This window comes from Streptomyces sp. NPDC058307, from assembly GCF_042880295.1.
In the GTDB taxonomy this organism is placed as follows: Bacteria; Actinomycetota; Actinomycetes; order Streptomycetales; family Streptomycetaceae; genus Streptomyces.
In genome coordinates this window covers 14,702-36,706 of the sequence record NZ_JBHVYZ010000059.1, presented here as the reverse complement: position 1 = coordinate 36,706, position 22,005 = coordinate 14,702, and the positions used below count along the sequence as shown (strand labels likewise).

Sequence of the window (22,005 nt, the reverse complement as noted above, 5' to 3'; positions counted from 1 at the left end):
CGAGGAGGGGGCCTGGCACTGTCCGGAGTGCGGGGGGTTCCGGCTGCGGGCGCAGGTGGTGGGGGCCCGGCGTACCGCGGAGGAGTTGGGGCGGGCCTTTCCGGCTGTTCCGGTGCGCACGTCCGGGCGCGAGCATGTGCTGGACACCGTGCCCGGGGCGCCGGCGCTGGTGGTGAGTACGCCGGGGGCGGAGCCGGTCGCCGAGGGCGGGTACGCGGCGGCGCTGTTGCTGGACGGCTGGGCCATGCTCGGGCGGCCTGATCTGCGGGCCGGGGAGGACGCGCTGCGGCGGTGGATCGCGGCGTCGGCGCTGGTGCGGGCGCAGGAGGCCGGGGGCACGGTGGTGGTGGTCGCCGAGCCCACGTTGCGGCCGGTGCAGGCGCTGGTGCGCTGGGACCCGGTGGGACATGCGGTGCGGGAGCTGGGGGAGCGGGCCGAGCTGGGATTTCCGCCGGTGTCGCGGATGGCCGCGGTGTCGGGGACGGGGGAGGCCCTCGCCGAGTTCCTCGCGGCTCTGGAACTGCCGGGTGAGGCAGAGGTGCTGGGACCTGTGCCGTTGCCGGTGACGGTGGCAGGGGGGCCTCGGAGGGTGGGGGCGCCGCCGGCCGGGGAGCGGTGGGAGCGGGTGCTGGTCCGGGTCCCGCCGGGGAAGGGAGCCGCGTTGGCGGCTTCACTCAAGGCCGCGCAGGCTTCGCGGATGGCTCGGGGCGGGGGGAGCGGGAGTGAGGGACCGGTCTGGGTGCGGATCGATCCGCCTGACATCGGGTGACGGTCGTGGGTGTCGCTGCGGGTGGGCGTGGCTGCGAGGAGAGGGTGGGGTGATGTGGCCCGTGGGGGTGGCGACTGCGTGGGGCGGGTGGTTGAAGTGATGTGGCCGTGTTGATCGCGGTGGCCGCAGGGTCCGTGGCCCTTGTGGGGTGGCTGTGGGGCGGGCGGTGTGCGGATGTGGGTCTGCTGTGCCGGTGGGGAGGGTGGGGTGATGTGGCCCGCGGGGGCGGGGACTGCGTGGGGCGGGTGACGGAAGTGAGACGGCCGTGTCGATCGTGGTGGCTGCACCGGAGCGGCCGGTGCCGGGACATGCGTCTGCCCTCCCGGACGTGGGGTGGGAGGGCAGAGGGGGAGACGGTCAGCCGTTGCGGGGGCCGGGGAAGGCTGTGGGCCTTGCCTCCTCGCGGAGGGTGGGGCTGCCCGCGGTGGGCTGGGTCGGCATGGAGCGGGCCGCGGGGACCGTGGGGACCGACGGCACCGTGGGAATACCGGTGTTGACGCTGACCGTGCGGGTCCCCGACGGCTCCGTGGCGCGCTCGGCGTCGGCTGTCGCCTGGGCCGTGGCGCGGCGGGCGCCGTAACGACGGTGGACCGCCTGCTTGGTGACGCCGAGGGCGGAGCCCACCGCGTCCCACGAGAAGCCGAGCGAGCGGTCGAAGTCGACCGCGGCCGTCACCAGGGTCTCGACGCTGTCCCGCAGCTCCTGTGCGAGCCGGACCGTGGGAGCGGGGGCGCGTCCGTAGACGACGAAGCCCGTGGAGGGACCGGAGCGGCGCGGGCGGTAGACGTTGCCCAGCTGAGCGGTCAGGGTGCGCAGTGCGTCCACCTGCCGGCGGACCCGCTCGATGTCCCGCACCAGCAAGTGCAGGCTGGCCCGAGCCTGGGCGTCGTGGGTTGCGTGGTCGGCCATGAACAAGCCTCTCGAACCGGCGTTGAAAAGGATGAGGCCGCGATCACGGCCCGTTGTGGTCAACTCTTTCTTGACCAACGCGTTTACGCTCCGCTGGTCACGCAATGGGGGCGTACCGGCATATGCGTGCGCCGGTGGTGTGCGGTTCGCGCCTTGGCCGGGAGCGCGGGCCTCGCCTGCGGGGCCCGCTGCGGCCGGGCGGCGGTCGAGCCCCGCCATAGACTTGTGCGTTGCGTTGCCCGTCGTCATCCGTCCGAGAGGCCCTGCCCACTCATGAAGCTCGTCTTCGCCGGTACCCCCGAGGTCGCCGTTCCCGCTCTGGACGCTCTCATCGCCTCCGGGCGGCATGAGGTCGCCGCCGTCGTCACGCGGCCGGACGCGCCGGCCGGGCGGGGGCGCAGGCTGGTCGCGAGTCCGGTCGCGCAGCGGGCCGAGGAGGCGGGCATCGAGGTGCTGAAGCCCGTCAAGCCGCGGGATCCGGAGTTCCTGGAGCGGCTTCGCGAGATCGCCCCGGACTGCTGCCCCGTCGTCGCCTACGGCGCCCTGCTGCCCCGCGTCGCCCTCGACATCCCCGCGCACGGCTGGGTCAACCTGCACTTCTCGCTGCTGCCGGCCTGGCGTGGGGCCGCTCCCGTGCAGCACGCCATCATGGCGGGCGACGAGATCACGGGCGCCTCGACTTTCCTGATCGAAGAGGGGCTGGACTCCGGGCCCGTCTACGGCACCGTCACCGAGGAGATCCGGCACACCGACACCAGCGGTGACCTGCTGACCCGGCTCGCCTTCGCAGGCGCGGGGCTGCTCGCCGCGACCATGGACGGCATCGCGGAGGGCACGCTGAAGGCCGTACCGCAGCCGTCCGAGGGCATCACCGTCGCGCCGAAGATCACCGTCGAGGACGCGCGGGTCGACTGGGCCGTGCCCGCGCTGCGCGTGGACCGCGTAGTGCGCGGGTGCCACCCCTCACCCGGTGCCTGGACGACCTTCCGCGGCGAGCGGCTCAAGCTCATCCAGGTCCAGCCGGCTCCCGACCGTACGGACCTCGCCCCCGGCGCGCTCTCGGTCGGCAAGAACAGCGTCCACGTCGGAACCGGGTCGCACGGTGTGGAACTGCTGTGGGTGCAGGCACAGGGCAAGAAGCCGATGAAGGCCGCGGACTGGGCGCGGGGCGTGAGGATCTCCGACGGGGAGACCGTCGGCGAGTGAGGCGGGGCCGGTCGACCGTACAGACACCACGGGAGCCCACGGGTGGTCGCGATCCTCGGAGTCCCGGCGCCTCCCGTCGCGCCGGCTCCCGGGATGACCCGGCCCCCTCGAAGGGTCACCTGGTCCTCGGCGGACGTACCCTTGGGGCGTATCCAGACCTTGAACCCGGAGCACCTTTTTCGTGAGCGACCAGCCCCGTCGGCCCCACAAACCCGGCAAGCCCTACCGTCGGCCCCAGAAGGACCCCGTCCGCTTCCTCGCCTTCGAGGCGCTGCGGGCCGTGGACGAGCGGGACGCGTACGCCAACCTCGTCCTGCCGCCGCTGCTCAGGAAGGCGCGGGAGAAGGGCGGCTTCGAGGCGCGCGACGCGGCCCTCGCCACCGAGCTCGTGTACGGGACACTGCGGCGGCAGGGGACGTACGACGCGATCATCGCCGAGTGCGTCGACCGGCCGCTGCGCGAGGTCGATCCGCCGGTGCTCGACGTGCTGAGCCTCGGGGCGCATCAGCTGCTCGGGACGCGCATCCCGACGCACGCCGCCGTGTCCGCCTCCGTCGAGCTCGCGCGGGTCGTGCTCGGGGACGGACGGGCCAAGTTCGTCAACGCCGTGCTGCGGAAGATCGCGCAGGACGACCTCGACGGGTGGATCGCCAAGGTCGCTCCGCCCTACGACGACGATCCCGAGGACCACCTCGCCGTCGTCCACTCCCACCCCCGCTGGGTCGTCTCCGCGCTGTGGGACTCCCTCGGCGGCGGCCGGGCCGGCATCGAGCGGCTGCTGGAGGCCGACAACGAACGGCCCGAGGTGACCCTCGTCGCCCGGCCGGGGCGGTCCACCGCCGAGGAACTGCTGCGCGAGGAGTCCGCCGTGGCGGGGCGCTGGTCGCCCTATGCCGTACGGCTGTCCGAGGGCGGCGAGCCCGGGGCCGTCGACGCCGTACGGGAGGGCCGGGCCGGCGTGCAGGACGAGGGCAGTCAGCTCGTCGCGCTGGCGCTGGCGAACGCGCCTCTCGACGGTCGGGACGAGAAGTGGCTCGACGGCTGTGCGGGACCCGGCGGCAAGGCCGCGCTGCTCGCCGCACTGGCCGCCGAACGCGGGGCCGTGCTGCTCGCCTCCGAGAAGCAGCCGCACCGGGCCGGTCTCGTCGCCAGGGCGCTCGCCGGGAACCCAGGGCCGTACCAGGTCATCGCCGCGGACGGGACCCGGCCGCCGTGGCAGCCGGGGAGTTTCGACCGGGTGCTGATGGACGTGCCGTGCACGGGGCTCGGCGCGCTGCGGCGGCGCCCGGAGGCCCGGTGGCGGCGCCGGCCCGAGGACCTGGAGGGATTCGGGCCGTTGCAGCGGGCGCTGTTGAGCACGGCCATGGACTCCGTCCGGGTGGGCGGGGTCGTCGGGTACGCGACCTGTTCGCCTCATCTCGCGGAGACGCGGGCCGTTGTCGAGGACGTGCTCAAGCAGTGGCCGGCCGCCGAGCTTGTCGATGCCCGGCCGTTGTTCCCCGGCGTGCCGGAGCTGGGGGAGGGGCCGGACGTTCAGTTGTGGCCGCATGTGCACGGGACCGATGCGATGTACATGGCGGTCATCCGCAGGACAGGATGATCTAGTCGCGCGTCTGCGGCGCCGTCGCGGCCGGTCGCCCGGTTCCCCGTGCCCCTGGGTCGGTCGGCTCCTCCTTGGCCAGGCTGTGCGGCCACCAGACCTTCGACCCCACGTCCAGGAACAACGACGTCACCAGCACCGATCGCACGATGAACGTGTCCAGCAGGACACCCAGCGCCACCGCGAAGCCGATCTCCGCGAAGGCGACCATCGGGAGGGTGCCCAGGGCGGCGAAGGTGCCGGCCAGGACGAGGCCGGCGGAGGTGATGACGGCGCCGGTCGCGGCCAGGCCCGTGATCACGCCCGCGCGGGTGCCCCCGTGGGCCGTCTCCTCGCGGATGCGGGTGGTCAGGAAGATGTTGTAGTCGATGCCGAGCGCCACCAGGAAGACGAACACGAACAGCGGGAAGTCCGTGGCCTCGCCCGCGTAGTCGAACAGATGACGGAAGGCCAGGGCGCTGATGCCCAGAGCCGCCGCGAAGGACAGGATCACCGTCCCGATCAGCAGCAGCGGGGCGATCAGGGCGCGCAGCAGGGCGCACAGGATCAGCAGGACGACCGCGAGCACCAGCGGGATGATCAGGATGTTGTCGTGCGTGGTCGCCCGGTCCATGTCCAGCAGGGCGGCCGTACCACCGCCGACCCGGGCGTCGGCGTCCGGGACCGCGTGAACGGCGTCCCGGACCCGTTCCACCGTCTGTTTCGCGGCCTCGCTGTCGGCCGGCGCGGTCATCGTCGCCTCGAAGAGGACCTTGCCCTCGTACGAGGGTTTCGTGCCCGGTGGCAGGCCGAGGGATGTGGGCACGACTCCCCGGGTTCCCGCGACCGCCTCGCCGACCTGTCGTGCCTGGGCCTGGTTGCTGACGACGACCAGGGGATCGCCGCTGCCCGCCGGGAAGTACTTCGCGGACACCTCCTGGCCGACGATCGAGTCCGGTTTCCCGGTGAAAGCGTCCGCGTTGCCGATGCCCTCGGCGCGCAGCTGGATCAGGCCGAGCGAGCAGATCACCAGGGCCGCGGCCGTGGCGCTCCAGACCATCCGGGGGCGTAGGGCCATACGGCGGCCCGCGCGGGCCCAGAGGCCGGTCTCGATGCGGTCGGGGGCGCCGAAGCGCGGGATGGCCGGCCAGAAGATCCAGCGGCCGAAGATCACCAGCAGGGCCGGGAACAGCGTCATCATGGCCAGCAGGGCGACCGTGACGCCGATCGCGGCGACCGGGCCGAGACCGCGGGTCGAGTTCATCTCGGCGGCCAGCAGGACCAGCATGCTCAGGACGACGGTCGCGCCGGAGGCGAGCACCGCCGGACCCGCGCGGTGCAGAGCGCGGGCCATCGCCTCGTGGCGGTCCTCGTGGTGGTGCAGTTCCTCGCGGTATCGGGCGACCAGCAACAGGGCATAGTCGGTCCCCGCGCCGAAGACGAGCACGGTCAGAATGCCGGCGCTCTGGCCGTTGACGGTCAGTCCCGCGTGCTGGGCGAGCAGGTAGATGAAGGCCTGCGCGGTGAACAGCGCGGCGACCACGGAGAGCAGGGGGACCAGGAGCAGCGTGGGGCTGCGGAAGGTGATGAGCAGCATGACGATGACGACGCCCATCGCCGACAGCAGCAGAGTCGAGTCGATGCCCTCGAAGGCCTTGGAGAAGTCCGCGGACGTGCCGCCGGGGCCGGTGACGTGTACGGCGAGGCCGTCGCCGCCCTTGCCCACGACGTCACGGATGGAGTCGACCGCGGGCGTGATCTCCTTCCAGCCCTTCGCGTCCATGGTGATCGGGACGAGGATCTGCGCCGCGCGCGGCTCGCTTCGCCGGTCGTACACCGGGCCCCGGGTCTCGGAACCGCGGACGCCGTGTGCCGTGAGCTGCTTGATCTCGGCCGTGTCCTTGGCGATCGCGGCCCGCTCCTGCGGCGTGAGGCCGCTCTCGCGCGCGTAGACCACGACCGCGGGGATCTGTTCCGGCCTGAAGTCCTCGGAGAGCTGGAGGACCTGGGTCGACTCCGCGGAGCCGGGCAGCCAGGAGGCCGCGTCGTTGTCCTGGGCGTCGGTGAGCTTGGAGGCGAGGGGCGCCGTCAGGAAGAGCACCACCAGCCACAGGGCCAGCACCAGCCACTTGGCCCGGCGTCCGCAGACGAGATGCGCGATGCCCCGGAGATGCGCGATGCCCCGATTTCCGCTCATGGCCACCCCCGGTGCCATCTGTCGAGCCGACCGGCGGCCCAGCATGGCACGCGCGGCCCGTTCACAACATCCGATGAACGGCTGAGGTCTGGACCGGCGCGCCCGTTCGCCCCCGGGCATGGGAGGCTTGGGGCATGGCCGCGCAGATCAACCCCAGCATCCTGTCCGCCGACTTCGCCCGCCTCGCGGACGAGGCGAAGGCGGTCGAGGGAGCCGACTGGCTCCACGTCGACGTCATGGACAACCATTTCGTCCCGAACCTCACGCTCGGTGTGCCGGTCGTAGAGTCTCTGGCCCGTGCGACGGACACCCCGCTGGACTGCCATCTGATGATCGAGGCCCCCGATCGCTGGGCGCCCCAGTACGTAGAGGCGGGGGCCTCCTCCGTCACCTTCCATGTGGAGGCGGCCGCCGCTCCGGTCCGGCTCGCCCGGGAGATCCGGGCCAAGGGTGCCCGCGCCTCCATGGCGCTGAAGCCCGCGACGCCCATCGAGCCGTACGAGGACCTGCTCCCCGAGCTCGACATGCTGCTGATCATGACGGTGGAGCCCGGTTTCGGGGGTCAGTCGTTCCTCGACATCATGCTCCCCAAGATTCGCCGGACCCGCGAGTTGATCAGCAAGCACGGTCTTGAGCTGTGGCTCCAGGTGGATGGCGGGGTCTCGGCCTCCACCATCGAGCGCTGCGCGGACGCCGGCGCCGACGTCTTCGTCGCCGGATCGGCGGTGTACGGGGCGTCCGACCCGGCCGAGGCGGTACGTGCACTGCGCAACCAGGCCGAGGGGGCGACCGCGAAGGCCTCGTGGGCGTGCGACCACTGAGCGTCAGGAACGTGAACGGCTCCCATCAGGGCTGATCAAGTGCGCCGGATCTGCAAGGATGAACGGCGTATCCAGAGTGTGAACAGTAGTGAGGAGATCGCCGTGTCGGGTATGTCGGCTGGCCGGTCAGCCATGCGGATGGGACCCGCTGAGCTGGTGCAGGCGGCGGCCATGGCCCGCCGCTTCTACCTCGAGGGCAAATCCAAGATCCAGATCGCGGAGGAGTTCGGCGTCAGCCGCTTCAAGGTGGCCCGGGTCCTGGAGACCGCTCTCGAACGGGATCTCGTGCGGATCGAGATCCGCGTGCCGGCCGAGCTGGACGCCGAGCGCTCCGACGCGCTCCGCGCCCGCTACGGCCTCAGGCACGCCGTCGTGGTCGAGTCACCGGCCGAGGCCCAGGACTCGCCCGACCCCGAGAACCTGGGAGAAGTGGCCGCCGACCTGCTCGGTGAGCTGGTCGACGAGGGTGCCATCCTGGGCCTGGCCTGGGGCCGTTCCACCATCCACATGGCGGCCGCCCTCGACCGGCTCCCGCCGTGCACAGTGGTGCAGTTGACGGGGGTGTACGACGCCGGGACCGCCGAGCGTGGTTCGGTGGAGGCGGTGCGGCGGGCCGCCCAGGTGTCCGGCGGGGACGCCCACCCCATCTACGCGCCGATGCTGCTTCCGGACGCGGCGACCGCGGCCGCGTTGCGCAACCAGACCGGGATCGCCCGGGCCTTCGAGTACTTCGACAAGGTCACGGTCGCCTGTGTCTCCATCGGCTCCTGGGAGCCGGGCATCTCGACGGTGCACGACATGCTCAGCGACGAGGAGCGGGCGCACTACGCCTCCCTCGGGGTCGCCGCCGAGATGTCCGCGCACCTCTTCGACGCCGAGGGCCGCCGGGTCGGACGGGACCTGGGGGAGCGGTGCATCACCGTCAAGACCGAGCAGCTCCGCCGTATCCCCGAGGTCGTCGCGATCGCGGGCGGCCAGCGGAAGGGGGCCGCGATCGACGCGGTGCTGCGGTCCGGACTCGTCACCAGCCTGGTGACGGACACCTCCGCTGCGGACTACCTGATGACGGCGGGGACGCCGCCGAAGCCGGCGCTCAACAGGGCGGACCCCGACGGGTCCTGAGGGAAGACGCGGGGACGGCCGTGGCAGCATCGAGCTCATGCTGCTGCGGTTCGTCTCCCGAATGTTCCTGTGTGTACTCGTCCTGACGGGGTGTTCGGCCACCGGCCACGATCCCTCGCCGGGCGGCGGCCCGGCCACCGTCCAGGCGGCGAAGCTCCCGGCCGAGGCCCGGCAGATCCTCGAACTCATCGACAGGGGCGGGCCGTTCCCGTACGCCAAGGACGGCGCGGTCTTCGGGAACTTCGAGCGGCTGCTGCCCGCGCACCAGCGCGGTTACTACCACGAGTACACCGTCCCGACGCCGGGCTCGCGCGATCGCGGGGCCCGGCGCATCGTCACCGGGCAGGGCGGGGAGATCTACTACACCGATGATCACTACGACTCGTTCAGGGCGGTACTGAGATGACGGCGGCACGCGTGGTCATGCTGGACCTGGACGGGGTCGCGGACAAGGGGGGCCTGATGGACCGCTGCGCCCGGGACCTGCGGCTGCCGCAGTGGTTCGGCCGCAACTGGGACGCGCTGGCCGACGTCCTCTCCGACCCGGGCCTGTGGTCCGAGGACGGCTTCGAGGACGCAGCCGCACAGGAGACCGTCGTCGTCGTACGGAACTGGGAGCGGTACGCCGGGGCGCGGCCCGACGAGTGGGCGACCGCGCGCGAGGTGTTCTCGCAGGCGTCCGCGCTCACCGTGGCGCTCGCCCTTGGAGGTTCGTCCTAGGGCCCCCGCGACCGGTCTGGACGATTCGCCCGTGGGTGGCGTTCCACCCGGCGTGGGAGAATGAAGTACGTGCTCTTTCCCCCTGGCTGACCTGTCCGGGGGCCACCTCTGATCGACTGGGATGTGCAGCACGTGCGTTTCCTCAACGACATCCAGCCCCCGTACGACCTGACGTACGACGACGTCTTCATGGTCCCGAGTCGCAGCGCCGTCGGCTCCCGGCAGGGCGTGGACCTCAGCTCCCCGGACGGCACGGGCACCACGATCCCGCTGGTCGTCGCCAACATGACCGCCATCGCCGGGCGCCGCATGGCCGAGACCGTGGCCCGCCGCGGGGGCCTCGTGGTCATCCCGCAGGACATCCCGATCGAGGTCGTCACCGAGGTCGTCTCCTGGGTGAAGAGCCGCCACCACGTCCTGGACACCCCGATCGTGCTGGCCCCGCACCAGACCGTCGCCGACGCGCTCGCCCTGCTGCCCAAGCGCGCGCACAACGCCGGTGTGGTCGTCGACGAGGCGGGCCGGCCGGTCGGTGTCGTCACCGACCAGGACCTGTCCGGGGTCGACCGTTTCACGCAGCTCGGCGAGGTCATGTCGCGCGATCTGCTGCTCCTCGACGCGGACATCGACCCGCGTGAGGCCTTCAACCGCCTCGACGCGGCCAACCGGCGCTACGCCCCCGCCGTGGACCCGGAGGGCCGCCTCGCCGGCATCCTCACCCGCAAGGGCGCCCTGCGCGCCACGCTGTACACGCCCGCCGTGGACGCGCAGGGCAGGCTGCGCATCGCCGCCGCCGTGGGCATCAACGGCGACTTCGCGGAGAAGGCCAAGCAGCTGCTCGACGCGGGCGTGGACACGCTCGTCATCGACACCGCGCACGGCCACCAGGAATCGATGATCACCGCGATCAGGACGGTCCGGGCGCTCGACCCGCAGGTCCCGATCGCGGCCGGCAACATCGTGGCCGCCGAGGGGGTGCGGGACCTGATCGAGGCCGGCGCGGACATCGTCAAGGTCGGTGTCGGCCCCGGCGCCATGTGCACCACCCGCATGATGACCGGCGTCGGACGGCCGCAGTTCTCGGCGGTCCTGGAGTGCGCGGCCGAGGCGAAGAAGTACGGCAAGCACGTGTGGGCCGACGGCGGTGTCCGGCACCCGCGCGACGTCGCCATGGCGCTGGCCGCCGGCGCGTCCAACGTGATGATCGGGTCCTGGTTCGCGGGCACCTACGAGTCGCCGGGCGACCTCCAGCAGGACGCGAGCGGACGGCTCTACAAGGAGTCCTTCGGCATGGCCTCCGCGCGTGCGGTGCGCAACCGTACCTCGGACGAGTCGGCGTACGACCGGGCCCGCAAGGCGCTGTTCGAGGAGGGCATCTCGACCTCCCGGATGTTCCTCGACCCGGCCCGCCCGGGCGTCGAGGACCTGATCGACTCGATCATCGCGGGCGTCCGCTCCTCCTGCACCTACGCCGGCGCGGGCTCCCTGGAGGAGTTCGCCGAGAAGTCGGTCGTGGGCATCCAGAGCGCGGCCGGCTACGCGGAGGGCAAGCCGCTGCACGCCAGCTGGAGCTGAGTCCGTGGGCGCGGGCCCCCGCCCAAAGACCCCGGAGGCGGGGGAGTGCTCCTCCCTCCTGGCGTGGCTGGGCGGGCGGCCCGTGGGGCACAGAGGAGCTGGTCCGGCAACGGGGTCCGAGGACTGTGGGCCTCGGGGTCGGCAAGGACGAGCAGTTCGGCCCGGTCGATGGCGTCTGTGGCCCCGCCCGGCGTCCTACAGCCGTCAGCCGACCGTGCGCGAGGCCCGCGAGGCCATGGCCTCCTGACCGCACATCGGGGCGGAGCCGGGCACCAGGAAGCAGGCCGCACGGGAGGCGCACACCCGCTGGATCGAAGCCCAGGCCGCTGCCCACGGCAAGCCCGAGCAGACGGGCTTCGACGAGACGGACGTAGCCGCGACGCGGGCTGCGAGGGGGAGTGGAAGGACCGCCGGCGAGGGCTGAAAGGTGCCCACAGGGGGCACGCGCAACGAAGGGCCGCCCAGTGGCCCGGAACGCAAGGATCTTGCGAGGGCGTGCAAGGTTGCTGCATTACGACTGTGACGTCCGGCCTCGTAGGGTGCTTCGCTGTACTCACCTGCAGCGACGAAGGAGTCAGCGCGTGCTCGACCAAGGCGCACCCCCACGACAGGCCACACCAGGGGCGAGGGGGCTAGGTACTCGCCTCATGCGGCGCAAGCCGGTGGAACGCCTGGTGGCGGAGGGCGGCCAGGGCGAGGGAGGAGCCCTCAGGCGCTCCCTCGGACTGTGGCAGCTGACGATGATCAGCATCGGCGCCACCCTCGGCACCGGCATTTTCGTCGTGCTGGGTGAGGCGGTGCCGAAGGCAGGTCCCGCCGTCACCCTCTCCTTCGTGATCGCCGGCCTCACCGCCCTCTTCTCGGCCCTGTCGTACGCCGAGCTCGCCGGGACCATCCCGGTCGCCGGGTCCTCGTACTCGTACGCGTACGCAACCATGGGTGAACTGATCGCCTGGATCTGCGGCTGGTGTCTGGTCCTGGAGTACGGCGTCTCGGTCGCCGCCGTGGCTGTCGGCTGGGGCGAGTACCTGAACGAGCTGCTGGACGGGACCATAGGCGTCACCATCCCGGACGCGCTGTCCGCCCCGCCCGGCGACGGCGGCGTCTTCAACCTCCCGGCGCTGATCGTCGTGCTGCTCGCCATGGCCTTCCTGCTGGGCGGCGCCCGCGAGTCGGCCCGCGCCAACACCGTCATGGTGGTCGTGAAGATGGCCGCGCTGGTGCTGTTCTGCGCGATCGGCGTCCAGGGCTTCCGCTCGGGCAACTACGAGCACTTCATGCCGCTCGGGATGGCCGGGGTCAGCGCGGCCGGTGCCACGCTCTTCTTCTCGTACATCGGCTTCGACGCCGCCTCCACGGCCGGTGAGGAGGCGAAGAACGCCCAGCGCGACCTGCCCCGCGCGATCATGTTGTCGCTGGTCATCGTGACCGCGTTGTACGTCCTCGTCGCGGCCGTCGCGGTCGGCGCGAAGCCCTGGCGGCACTTCAACGACTCCGAGGCCGCGCTCGCCCAGATCATGCGCGAGGTCACCGGGCAGAGCTTCTGGGGCACCCTGCTGGCGTTCTGCGCGGTCATCGCCATCGCGAGCGTCGTCCTGACGGTCCTCTACGGCCAGACCCGCATCCTCTTCGCCATGTCCCGGGACGGACTGGTGCCGAAGGTGTTCTCCCGGGTCCACCCGAAGACCGGCGCGCCCCGCGCCAACACGGTGATCGTGTCCCTGTTCTGCGGGGTGCTGGCGGCGGCGATCCCGCTCGGCCAGCTCGCCGACGCCACCAGCATCGGCACGCTCTTCGCCTTCGCGCTGGTCAACATCGCGGTCGTGGTGCTGCGCCGGACCCGTCCGGACATGCCCAGGACCTTCCGCGTCCCGTTCTCGCCGGTCTTCCCCGCGCTGGGCTTCGGCTTCTGCGTGTGGATGATGGGCAGCCTGTCCACCGTCACCTGGGTGGTCTTCGGGGTCTGGATGGCCGTCGGGCTCGTGGTCTACTTCGTATACGGCCATCGCCGTTCCCGACTCGCAACACCCGAAGGCTGATCCACCCCCGTGCTGAACGATCTCGACGAACGCATCGTGCACGCCCTCGCCGAGGACGCCCGCCGCTCCTACGCGGACATCGGGCAGATCGTCGGCCTGTCCGCGCCCGCGGTGAAGCGGCGCGTGGACCGGTTGCGTGCCACCGGGGCCATCACCGGATTCACCGTACGGGTGGACCCGGCGGCCCTCGGCTGGGAGACCGAGGGGTTCGTCGAGATCTACTGCCGGCGCAACACCTCCCCGGAGACCATCCAGCGGGGCCTGGAGCGCTACCAGGAGGTCGTGGCCGCGTCCACCGTCACCGGCGAGGCGGACGCGGTCGTGCAGGTCTTCGCCTCGGACATGCGGCACTTCGAACGGGTCCTGGAGCGGATCGCGGGCGAGCCGTTCGTGGAGCGCACCAAGTCGGTCCTCGTCCTCTCCCCGCTCCTGCGCCGCTTCTCCTCGGGCTCGCCCACCTGAACTGAGCCCTACTCCGCGGTCGTGCGGGCCAGCGCGTTGTTCCCTATCGAGTTGTGCACGCTGAAGCTCACCGCGTCCGAACGGTAGCGGTCGTCCGACCACTCGACCGGGCGGCCCTCCCGGGTCGTGGTCACCCGGCGCACCCGCAGCAGTGGACTCGTGCGGCGGACCCCCAGCAGCTCCGCGTCCCGCGCCCCCGCCGCCACCGCGTCGATGACGTGCTCCCCGTAGGCGAAGACCAACCCCGTGTCGTCGTACAGGCGTTGGGTGACCGAGGGGCACTCGGGCTCGATGGCCTCGACGGTCGGGGAGATCCAGTCGGCGTACACCGTCCGCTCCAGCAACACCGGTTCGCCGTCCAGGCCGCGCACCCGCAGGACGTGCAACACCGGCGTCCCGGCAGCCAGTTGGAGGCGTACCGAGTCCTCCTTGGCGGCCGGCCGGTACTCCTGTGCGACCACGCGGCCCGTCGCCCGGCGCCCCATCGCCCGCGCCCACTCGGCGAAGCTCCGCAGCTCGGCGAAGCTCTGGCTGCGGCGGCTGGCCAGCACCACCCGGCGGGCGCCCTGCCGGGAGCCGATGAGGCCCTCGGCGGTCAGGGCCGCTACCGCCTGGCGGACCGTGCCGCGTGAGACGCCGTAGTGCGCCGCGAGCTCCGTCTCGGCGGGCAGCAGACTGCCGACCGTGTACTCCTCGCGGTCGATCGCCCGGCGCAGTTCGTCGGCGATCTCCTCGTGTCGCGCCCCCATGCTTCCCCTCCGAGTCGGTCGCTGTGCACAGCGTGACCAGCGTAGTCGACATCCCGGGCGGCTCGGAGAAGTCCTGACTGTCCGGGAATTCAGGGTCCAGCGTTTCGCCAGTGTTTACCGACAGGACACCAGCGGCGGCCTTACTGAGGCCAACTTGTTCAGACAAGTTCTCTCCGTTTGGCTCCACCCTCGCGCGTCCCCTGGAGAAGCCGTGACCGTGTCCCTACCGAGAACCACCGCCCTCGGTGTTCTCGCGACCCTCGCCGCCCTCGCCCTGAGCGCCTGCGGCGCCGCACCCGACAACGCGTCGACCACCGCCGACGGCAAGAACGCCGCCACCGCCACCTCCGCCGCCGACTTCGGGGGCCTCGCCGCACTCGAGAAGGCGGCCAAGAAGGAGGGCACGCTCAACGCCATCGCGCTGCCCCGCGACTGGGCCAACTACGGCGCCCTCATCGACGGCTTCCAGAAGAAGTACGGCATCAAGGTCGCCGTCGAGAACCCCGACGGCTCCAGCCAGGACGAGATCAACGCCGTGACCTCGCGCAAGGGACAGACCCGGGCGCCCGACGTGCTCGACCTCGGCAGCTCCTTCGCGCTCAGCGCCGCCCAGCAGGGCCTGCTCGCGCCCTACAAGGTGGCGTCGTACGCCGACATCCCGGCCGGCCAGAAGGACCCGCAGGCCCGCTGGTACAACGACTACGGCGGCTACATCTCCATCGGCTGCGACGCCAAGCGGGTCAAGACCTGCCCCACCACCTTCGCCGACCTGCTCAAGCCCCAGTACAAGGGCCAGGTCGCCCTCAACGGCAACCCCACCAAGTCCGGTTCGGCCTTCGGCGGCGTCTACGCGGCCGCGCTCGCGAACGGCGGCTCCTTCGACGACATCCAGCCCGGCCTCGACTTCTTCGCCAAGATCAAGAAGAACGGCAACTACACGCCCGTCGAGTCGACCCCGGCCACCGTCGAGAAGGGCGAGACGCCGATCAGCATCGACTGGGACTACCTGAACGCCGGGTACGCCGACGAGTTCAAGTCCAAGGGCGTCGACTGGAAGGTCACGGTCCCGGCCGACGGCCAGTTCTCGCAGTACTACTCCCAGGCCGTCAACAAGGGCGCCCCGCACCCGGCGGCCGCCCGCCTGTGGCAGGAGTACCTCTACAGCGCCGAGGGCCAGAACCTCTGGCTCAAGGGATACGCCCGCCCGGCCCTGATGACCGCCATGGAGAAGGCCGGCACCCTCGACAAGGCCGCCGCGGCCAAGCTGCCCGCGGTCTCCGGAACGCCCAAGTTCCCCACCGAGGCCCAGCAGGACAAGGCCAAGACGGTCCTCGGACAGGGCTGGGCGAAGGCCGTCTCCGGATGACGGCCACCGCCGTACGGGTGGACACGGTGCCCGCCGCTCGCGCGAAGCGGCGGCGCCGGTCCCTCGGCTGGGTCGCGGTCGTCCCGCTGCTCGCGTTCGTCGCGCTCGCCTTCGGACTGCCCGCCGTCGCCATGCTCGACGGCGCCTTCACCGCCAAGAACCCGGCCGGGGCGACTTCGTACACCCTCGACAACCTGACGGCCTCCCTCAAGGGCGCGTATCTCACCGCGCTGCTCGGCAGCGTGAAGCTGTCGGCCGTGTCCGCCGCCCTCGCCACCCTGGTCGGACTGCCGCTCGCCCAGGCCGTGGTGACCTCCCGCTTCCGCGCCCTGCGCGAGGCCGTGCTCACCGCGTCCGGGGTCCTCGCCAACTTCGGCGGCGTGCCGCTGGCCTTCGCCTTCGTCGCCACCCTCGGCAACGCCGGCGTCCTGACCCGGCAGTTCGGCCTCGCCGACAAGGGCTGGGACCTCTACAGCTTCTGGGGCCTGGTCATCGTCTACCTGTACTTCCTGATCCCCCTCATGGTCCTCACCATCACCCCGGCCCTCGACGGACTGCGCGCCCAGTGGCGCGAGGCCGCGCAGAACAACGGGGCGACGGGCGTGCAGTACTGGCGGTTCGTCGCCCTGCCCGTCCTGCTGCCCACACTCCTCGGCGGGTTCGTGCTCCTCTTCGGCAGCGCCTTCGCCGCCTACGCCACCGCCGCCGCGATGGTGGGCAGCTCCATCCCGCTGGTCACCCTCCAGATCGCCGACGCCATCTCCGGCAACGTGCTCGTCGGCCAGGAGAACGTGGCGCTCGCCCTCAGCCTCGACATGGTCCTGGTCGCGGGCCTGGTCATGGCCGTGTACCTGCCCCTGCAGCGGAGGAGTGCGCGATGGCTCGCCTGAACCTGTGGCGGTGGGGCGTGCTCGGCCTCGCCGGCCTGTACTTCCTGGTGCCGCTGGCCGCCTCCGTCGTCTTCACCGTCGACGTGCCCGGCCAGGGCATCACCTTCGACGCCTACACCCAGATCTTCTCCACCGACGGCTTCGTCTCCAGCCTGCTGCTCTCGCTGGAGCTGGCCCTCGCCACCATCGTGGTCGTCCTGCTGCTGATGGTGCCCGCGATGGTCGCGCTGCGGCTCGGCGCGCCCCGTCTGCGACCTCTCGTCGAGGTGGTGTGCTCGCTGCCGCTGGTCGTCCCGCCGATCGCGTTCGTCGCCGGCATCGGCACGGTCCTCAAGTGGGGACCCGACCATTTCTCCCGCACCCCGCTGTTCGAGACCTTCGTGGCGATCCAGAACCCCGACTTCCCCTTCGTCCTGGTCCTGGCCTACGTCGTGATGGCGCTGCCCTTCGTCTACCGGGCCCTGGACGCCGGGCTGCGCGCGATCGACGTCCCCACCCTCGTCGAGGCCGCCCGCAGCTGCGGTGCCGGCTGGCCGCAGGCTCTCGTCCGGGCCGTTCTGCCCAACCTGCGCAGTGCCCTGCTCAACGCCTCCTTCCTCACCCTGGCCCTGGTGCTCGGCGAGTTCACCGTGGCCCAGCTCCTTGGCTTCCAGCCCTTCGCCGTGTGGATCGTCAACGTCAGCGGCTCACAGGCCCAGTTGTCCGTCGCCGTGTCCGTGCTCAGCCTGCTCGTGACGTGGGCGCTGCTCCTCGTCCTGGCCGGCTTCGGCGGCCGTACCCGAACTACCTCCCGGGGATGACTCATGTCTGAATCTGCTGCCACCGTCGAATTCCGGGGTCTCAGGCGGGAGTTCGGCCCGACCGTCGCCCTCGACGGACTCGACCTGACCGCCCGGCCGGGTGAACTGCTCGCCCTGCTCGGCCCGTCCGGCTGCGGCAAGACCACCGCCCTGCGGATGCTCGCCGGCTTCGAACACCCCGACTCCGGCGAGGTGCTGGTGGACGGTGAGGACGTGACCCGGGTGCCGGCCCACCGCCGGGACGCCGGGATGGTCTTCCAGTCGTACAGCCTCTTCCCGCATCTCGACGCGCTCGACAACGTGGCCTTCGGACTGCGGATGCGCAGGGTCCGCACGGCCGAACGGCGGTCTCGCGCCGCGGAGTTGCTGGATCTCGTCGGGCTCGCCGACAAGGGCACGCGGTTCCCGCACCAGCTCTCCGGCGGCCAGCAGCAGCGGGTCGCGCTGGCCCGCGCGCTCGCTCTGCGCCCGCGCGTACTGCTCCTCGACGAGCCCCTGTCGGCGCTGGACGCCAAGGTGCGGCTCAGCCTCCGCGAGGAGATCCGGCGCCTCCAGCAGGAACTCGGCATCACCACCCTGTTCGTCACCCACGACCAGGAGGAGGCCCTGTCCATGGCGGACCGGGTCGCCGTGATGCACGCCGGCCGGCTCGAACAGTGCGCGCCGCCGAGTGAGTTGTACGGCCGTCCCGCCACCGCCTTCGTCGCCGAGTTCGTGGGCACGATGAGCCGGATCCCGGGCCGGCTCGTCCAGGACACGGTCGACGTGCTCGGGCAGCGGCTGCCGGTCGACGGCCCGGTGCCGTCCGCCACCGAGGTCGATGTGCTGGTGCGGCCGGAGGCCGTGCGGGTGCGGGCCGAGGCCGACGGCAAGTCCCGCGTGATCGCCACGTCCTTCCTGGGCGCCGCCGTCCGCGTCACCGTCCGGCTGGCCGACGGCACCGAGGTCAAGGCCGACCTGCCCGCGCACGAGGCCGCCGAGCTCACCGCCGGCGCCGCGGTGAGCGTGTCGCTGCCCGAGCGGCCGGTGCTCGTGGCGGAACGCACCCCCTGATCCCCCACAGCCATGCCAAGCCCCCCACGAAAGAGACAACCGTGAGCCGACTCCCCCTCCAGGCCGTCCTGTTCGACATGGACGGCACGCTCGTCGACACCGAGCGGCTGTGGTGGGAGGCGGTGGAGCAGGTCGCCGGACGGGCCCTGACCGAGGAGGACCGGCCCGAGGTGCTCGGCCGTCCGGTCGAGTACACGGCCGCCTGGCTGTCCGCGATCACGGGCACCCCGGCCGCGGACCTCGCCGAGACCCTCCACCGGGAGTTCGCGGACCGCGTCCGCACCGGCATCGTGCCCCGCCCCGGCGCCCTCGCCCTGCTCGACGCCCTGGCCCGCGAGGGCGTCCCCACGGCTCTGGTGACCGCGTCCCCCCGGGCCGTCGCCGACACCGTGCTCGAAGCGCTCGGCGCCGATCGCTTCGCGGTCTCCGTCACCGCCGACGACACGCCGCACACCAAGCCGGCCCCCGACCCCTACCTCGCCGCGTGCCGGGCGCTCGGCGTCGATCCGGCGGTCTGCGTGGCCGTGGAGGACACCGAGACCGGCGTCGCCTCGGCGGAAGCGGCGGGCTGCGCGGTGCTCGCGGTGCCCTCGCTCGCCCCCATAGCGGCCGCGCCCGGCCGGACCGTACGGGCCAGCCTGGAGGGCGCCACCGTCGACGGTCTCCGCACCCTGCTGCCGCACCGGCTGCGCGTGATGACCTGGAACCTCTGGTACGGCGGCACCGAGGTCCACGATCACCGGGCCAAGCAGCTCAAGGTCATCGCCGAGACCGACGTGGACGTGGTCGGCCTCCAGGAGACGTACGGCACCGCCGCCGAGGAGCTCGCCGATGCGCTCGGCTGGCACTACCACCGCGCCGGGACGAACCTCGGCGTCATCAGCCGCTTCCCGGTCACGGCCGTGCTGGGCGACCCGGACGTCGGGTTCTACGGGGCGGCCGGCGCGCGGATCGCCGTGGGGGAGCGGGAGGTCGACGTGTGGACGGTCCATCTGGACTCCGAGGCGTACGGGCCTTACGCGACCGCAGGGGATCCGGCCGCTCACGAGGAGAAGCGGCTCACGCAGCTGCGGGAGGCGCTGCGCCGCGTCGGCGATGCCGAGCCGGCCGTCCTCGTGGGGGACTTCAACTGCCCCTCCCACCTGGACCGGCCGGATGCCGACTGGCCGGTCACGAAGGCGGCCGAGGAGGCGGGCTTCGCCGACTCCTACCGGCAGGCACACCCCGATCCCGTACGGGAGCCCGGCCACACCTGGTCCCCGGTCCACGCGGAGCCGGAGCCGCAGGACCGGATCGACTTCGTCCTCCACCGCGGCCTGCGCGTTCTCGACTCGCGCACCTACGTCAGCGGCACCCCCCGGACCTGGCCGGACGTCGCGGACAACGACTGGCCGTCCGACCACGCCGCCGTGATCACCACATTTTCACTGGGCAGCGGGTCCGCGACTGTCTAGCATCGGTGCCATGACCTGGCGACATTGATCCACCAGCCGTGCCTCCCGAGGGCCGCCTCGGACGCCGTACCGACGACGTCCGAACCGCCCTTCAGGGAAGGCCCCATGACACTCTCACGCGCACGTGTGCCCGCGACCGGCGTCCGCCGGCTGACGACCACGCTGTACGGCTACGCGTTCCTCGACGATCTCGTCCTGCTCTACCCGGTGTACGCGCTGCTGTTCGCCGACACCGGTCTGCCGCTCTGGCAGATCTCCTCGCTGTTCGCCCTGTGGTCCCTCACGGCCGTCGTCCTCGAGGTGCCCTCCGGCGCCTGGGCCGACACCGTCTCGCGCCGCCGGCTGCTGTGGATCGGCCCGCTGCTCACGGCCGCCGGCTTCGCGCTGTGGGTGACCGTGCCGTCGTACGGCGCCTTCGCGCTGGGCTTCGTCCTGTGGGGAGCCGGCGGCGCGCTCGGCTCCGGTTCGCTGGAGGCCCTGGTCTACGACGAGCTGGAGCGGCTCGGGGCCGCCGAGCGATACGCGCGCGTGATGGGACGGACCCGGGCGGCACGGCTGCTGGGCACGGTCGTGGCGATGGGCCTCGCCGGACCGGTACTCGCTCTCGGCGGATACGGGGCCGTGGGCGCCGCGAGCGTCCTGGCCTGTCTGCTGGCCGCGGCGACGGCGACCCGGCTCCCGGAGCACCGGGTACCGGGAGCCGGGAAGGGGCGCACACGCTGGTCGGCGACCCTGCGCTCCGGACTCGCCGAGGCCCGCGGAGACCGGTCCGTCCGGCGCGCCCTGCTGCTCGTGCCGGCCGTCACCGCGGTGTGGAGCGCGCTCGACGAGTACGTCTCGCTGCTGATCCGCGACCTCGGCGTGGCCGACGCGACCGTGCCCTACCTGGTCCTGCTGGTCTGGGCGGCCGTGACCGTCGGCAGCCTGTTCGCCGGGCCCGCCGAGCGCCTCGGCACCCGGGGCCTCGCCGCCCTGATCGCTGGTGCCGCGCTCGCCCTGGCCGTGGGCGCCGGGGTCCGCACCCCGGCCGGCATCGCTCTCGTCGGCCTTGCCTTCGCCGGCTTCCAGCTGGCGGAGGTGCTCGCCGACGTCCGCCTCCAGCACCGCATCGAGGACGCCCGCCGGGCCACGGTGACCTCGGTGGCGAGCCTGGGCACGGAGCTGGTGACGCTCGTGGTGTTCGGGGTGTACAGCCTGCTCGGGGCGTCCCTGGCGCACAGCACGGTGTTCATGATCCTGTCGGTGCCGTATCTGGTGACGGCGCTCGTGCTGGGCCGGGCGAGCGGGCGTCCACGCAACGAATCGCCGCAGGAGCGTGCTCGTACGCAATGAAACGCTTACCGGCGCGCAACGGCTTCTCCTTGTCCGCCCTGGTGAGCCGCCCGTACCGTCTATACGGCCCCTCCATGTGGCCCCCCATCCACCTTCCGCCCGGTGAGGATCACGCATGCGCACCGCCCTGCTCCAGAGCTCCGGCCGCCCCGGCTCCGTCGAGGGGAACCTCAAGGTCCTCGACGAGGCCGCGGGCCGGGCCGCCGCCGCGGGCGCCGCGCTGCTGGCCGCACCCGAGATGTTCCTCACCGGGTACGCGATCGGCGACGACATTGCCCACCTTGCCGAGGTGGCCGACGGCGAGTCGGCGGACGCGGTCGCGGAGATCGCCTGCCGGCACGGCGTCGCGATCGCCTACGGCTATCCCGAGCTGGCCGGCGTCGCCGAGGTGGAGGGCGGCTCCGGGCCTGATGGCGGCTCCGTCTTCAACTCCGCCCAGCTGATCTCCGCCGACGGCACCCGGCTCGCCAACTACCGCAAGACCCACCTCTTCGGCTGCTTCGAGCGCGACCAATTCGAGCCGGGCGAACAGGCGGTCGTCCAGGCCGAGCTGGGCGGACTCACCGTCGGCCTCATGATCTGCTACGACGTCGAGTTCCCGGAGAACGTCCGCGCCCACGCCCTCGCCGGCACCGACCTCCTGATCGTGCCGACGGCCCAGATGCACCCCTTCCAGTTCGTCGCCGAGTCCCTCGTGCCGGTGCGGGCCTGGGAGAACCAGATGTACGTCGCCTACGTCAACCGGGTCGGCCAGGAAGGGGAGTTCGAGTTCCTCGGGCTCTCCGTGCTGGCCGGCCCCGACGGGGTGGCCCGCGCCCGCGCAGGACGCTCCGAGGAGCTGGTGTTCGCCGACACCGACCCCGAGTTCCTCGCCGCCTCCCGCGAGGCGAACCCTTACCTGGCGGACCGCAGGCCCGGTCTCTACGGGTCCCTCGTCTGATCCACCCCCTGCTTCAAGGAGT

The 22,005-nt window shown here is 72.0% G+C and carries 19 protein-coding genes and 1 pseudogene; 17 read left to right on the top strand and 3 right to left on the bottom strand.

Annotated features, from left to right (window positions below):
- Positions 1–769, top strand: a pseudogene (locus tag ACFVYN_RS32255) (primosome assembly protein PriA); the annotation flags it as partial.
- 357 nt (positions 770–1,126) lie between these two features.
- On the opposite strand, the gene ACFVYN_RS32250 reads toward ACFVYN_RS32255, so the two are convergent.
- Positions 1,127–1,678: a hypothetical protein gene (locus tag ACFVYN_RS32250; RefSeq protein ID WP_390005026.1), complete on the bottom strand. Its 552-nt coding sequence runs from the start codon at positions 1,676–1,678 to the stop codon at positions 1,127–1,129.
- 273 nt (positions 1,679–1,951) lie between these two features.
- Here ACFVYN_RS32250 and fmt point away from each other — a divergent pair, with 273 nt between their 5' ends.
- Both fmt and ACFVYN_RS32240 read left to right on the top strand, forming a co-directional pair.
- Entirely contained in the window at positions 1,952–2,884 is a 933-nt protein-coding gene (gene fmt / locus ACFVYN_RS32245) for a methionyl-tRNA formyltransferase (protein WP_390005024.1), read from the top strand.
- Between the two features lie 181 nt (positions 2,885–3,065).
- On the top strand, positions 3,066–4,484 hold the full coding sequence (locus tag ACFVYN_RS32240; RefSeq protein WP_390005022.1) for an RsmB/NOP family class I SAM-dependent RNA methyltransferase: 1,419 nt from the start codon (positions 3,066–3,068) through the stop codon (positions 4,482–4,484).
- 1 nt (position 4,485) lies between these two features.
- On the opposite strand, the gene ACFVYN_RS32235 is transcribed toward ACFVYN_RS32240, so the two are convergent.
- Positions 4,486–6,660 (bottom strand): MMPL family transporter, encoded by a 2,175-nt coding sequence (locus ACFVYN_RS32235; protein WP_390005019.1) that lies wholly within the window; start codon positions 6,658–6,660, stop codon positions 4,486–4,488.
- Positions 6,661–6,794: 134 nt separating this feature from the next.
- On the opposite strand from ACFVYN_RS32235, the gene rpe reads away from it, so the two are divergent.
- From rpe to ACFVYN_RS32200, 7 genes are all read left to right on the top strand, one after another.
- Complete coding sequence (gene rpe / locus ACFVYN_RS32230; RefSeq protein WP_390005017.1) at positions 6,795–7,481, top strand: ribulose-phosphate 3-epimerase; 687 nt, start codon at positions 6,795–6,797, stop codon at positions 7,479–7,481.
- A gap of 78 nt (positions 7,482–7,559) precedes the next feature.
- Positions 7,560–8,603 carry a sugar-binding transcriptional regulator gene (locus tag ACFVYN_RS32225; protein WP_390005015.1) on the top strand — a complete coding sequence of 348 codons (1,044 nt, stop codon included), beginning with the start codon at positions 7,560–7,562 and terminating at the stop codon, positions 8,601–8,603.
- Between the two features lie 37 nt (positions 8,604–8,640).
- Entirely contained in the window at positions 8,641–9,009 is a 369-nt protein-coding gene (locus tag ACFVYN_RS32220; RefSeq protein ID WP_390005012.1) for a ribonuclease domain-containing protein, read from the top strand.
- On the top strand, positions 9,006–9,323 hold the full coding sequence (locus ACFVYN_RS32215; protein WP_390005009.1) for a barstar family protein: 318 nt from the start codon (positions 9,006–9,008) through the stop codon (positions 9,321–9,323). Before ACFVYN_RS32220 ends, ACFVYN_RS32215 begins: the two co-directional genes overlap by 4 nt.
- A gap of 132 nt (positions 9,324–9,455) precedes the next feature.
- Positions 9,456–10,898, top strand: coding sequence for a GuaB1 family IMP dehydrogenase-related protein (locus tag ACFVYN_RS32210; RefSeq protein WP_390005063.1), 1,443 nt, complete (start codon positions 9,456–9,458; stop codon positions 10,896–10,898).
- A gap of 581 nt (positions 10,899–11,479) precedes the next feature.
- On the top strand, positions 11,480–12,937 hold the full coding sequence (locus ACFVYN_RS32205) for an amino acid permease (protein ID WP_390005006.1): 1,458 nt from the start codon (positions 11,480–11,482) through the stop codon (positions 12,935–12,937).
- A 9-nt stretch (positions 12,938–12,946) separates the two neighbouring features.
- Positions 12,947–13,399 carry an Lrp/AsnC family transcriptional regulator gene (locus tag ACFVYN_RS32200; protein WP_007380661.1) on the top strand — a complete coding sequence of 151 codons (453 nt, stop codon included), beginning with the start codon at positions 12,947–12,949 and terminating at the stop codon, positions 13,397–13,399.
- Between the two features lie 8 nt (positions 13,400–13,407).
- Here the strand turns inward: ACFVYN_RS32200 and ACFVYN_RS32195 are convergent, their stop codons facing one another.
- Positions 13,408–14,148, bottom strand: a complete 741-nt coding sequence (locus ACFVYN_RS32195; RefSeq protein WP_390005004.1) for a GntR family transcriptional regulator — start codon at positions 14,146–14,148, stop codon at positions 13,408–13,410.
- A 211-nt stretch (positions 14,149–14,359) separates the two neighbouring features.
- Between ACFVYN_RS32195 and ACFVYN_RS32190 the strand changes: the two genes are divergently transcribed.
- The 7 genes from ACFVYN_RS32190 to ACFVYN_RS32160 all read left to right on the top strand — a co-directional run bounded on the left by ACFVYN_RS32190 (position 14,360) and on the right by ACFVYN_RS32160 (position 21,983).
- Positions 14,360–15,514, top strand: coding sequence for an ABC transporter substrate-binding protein (locus tag ACFVYN_RS32190; RefSeq protein WP_390005001.1), 1,155 nt, complete (start codon positions 14,360–14,362; stop codon positions 15,512–15,514).
- Positions 15,511–16,404 (top strand): ABC transporter permease, encoded by an 894-nt coding sequence (locus ACFVYN_RS32185; protein ID WP_390004998.1) that lies wholly within the window; start codon positions 15,511–15,513, stop codon positions 16,402–16,404. Before ACFVYN_RS32190 ends, ACFVYN_RS32185 begins: the two co-directional genes overlap by 4 nt.
- Complete coding sequence (locus ACFVYN_RS32180; protein WP_390004995.1) at positions 16,392–17,204, top strand: ABC transporter permease; 813 nt, start codon at positions 16,392–16,394, stop codon at positions 17,202–17,204. The genes ACFVYN_RS32185 and ACFVYN_RS32180 overlap by 13 nt, the downstream gene beginning before the upstream one ends.
- A gap of 3 nt (positions 17,205–17,207) precedes the next feature.
- Complete coding sequence (locus ACFVYN_RS32175) at positions 17,208–18,257, top strand: ABC transporter ATP-binding protein (RefSeq protein ID WP_390004993.1); 1,050 nt, start codon at positions 17,208–17,210, stop codon at positions 18,255–18,257.
- 41 nt (positions 18,258–18,298) lie between these two features.
- A complete protein-coding gene (locus ACFVYN_RS32170; protein WP_390004990.1) occupies positions 18,299–19,711 on the top strand; it encodes an HAD-IA family hydrolase in 1,413 nt (470 codons plus the stop codon).
- A gap of 105 nt (positions 19,712–19,816) precedes the next feature.
- Positions 19,817–21,043, top strand: coding sequence for an MFS transporter (locus ACFVYN_RS32165; protein WP_390004987.1), 1,227 nt, complete (start codon positions 19,817–19,819; stop codon positions 21,041–21,043).
- A gap of 115 nt (positions 21,044–21,158) precedes the next feature.
- On the top strand, positions 21,159–21,983 hold the full coding sequence (locus ACFVYN_RS32160) for a carbon-nitrogen hydrolase family protein (protein ID WP_390004984.1): 825 nt from the start codon (positions 21,159–21,161) through the stop codon (positions 21,981–21,983).
- The last annotated feature ends 22 nt before the right edge of the window (positions 21,984–22,005 follow it).

Bases quoted from the DNA above. Each gene is read 5' to 3' on its own strand.
- ACFVYN_RS32250 (WP_390005026.1), bottom strand. From the start codon at position 1,678: ATGGCCGACCACGCAACCCACGACGCCCAGGCTCGGGCCAGCCTGCAC.
- fmt (WP_390005024.1), top strand. From the start codon at position 1,952: ATGAAGCTCGTCTTCGCCGGTACCCCCGAGGTCGCCGTTCCCGCTCTG.
- ACFVYN_RS32235 (WP_390005019.1), bottom strand. From the start codon at position 6,660: ATGAGCGGAAATCGGGGCATCGCGCATCTCCGGGGCATCGCGCATCTC.
- rpe (WP_390005017.1), top strand. From the start codon at position 6,795: ATGGCCGCGCAGATCAACCCCAGCATCCTGTCCGCCGACTTCGCCCGC.
- ACFVYN_RS32220 (WP_390005012.1), top strand. From the start codon at position 8,641: ATGCTGCTGCGGTTCGTCTCCCGAATGTTCCTGTGTGTACTCGTCCTG.
- ACFVYN_RS32215 (WP_390005009.1), top strand. From the start codon at position 9,006: ATGACGGCGGCACGCGTGGTCATGCTGGACCTGGACGGGGTCGCGGAC.
- ACFVYN_RS32195 (WP_390005004.1), bottom strand. From the start codon at position 14,148: ATGGGGGCGCGACACGAGGAGATCGCCGACGAACTGCGCCGGGCGATC.
- ACFVYN_RS32185 (WP_390004998.1), top strand. From the start codon at position 15,511: ATGACGGCCACCGCCGTACGGGTGGACACGGTGCCCGCCGCTCGCGCG.
- ACFVYN_RS32180 (WP_390004995.1), top strand. From the start codon at position 16,392: ATGGCTCGCCTGAACCTGTGGCGGTGGGGCGTGCTCGGCCTCGCCGGC.
- ACFVYN_RS32175 (WP_390004993.1), top strand. From the start codon at position 17,208: ATGTCTGAATCTGCTGCCACCGTCGAATTCCGGGGTCTCAGGCGGGAG.
- ACFVYN_RS32165 (WP_390004987.1), top strand. From the start codon at position 19,817: ATGACACTCTCACGCGCACGTGTGCCCGCGACCGGCGTCCGCCGGCTG.
- ACFVYN_RS32160 (WP_390004984.1), top strand. From the start codon at position 21,159: ATGCGCACCGCCCTGCTCCAGAGCTCCGGCCGCCCCGGCTCCGTCGAG.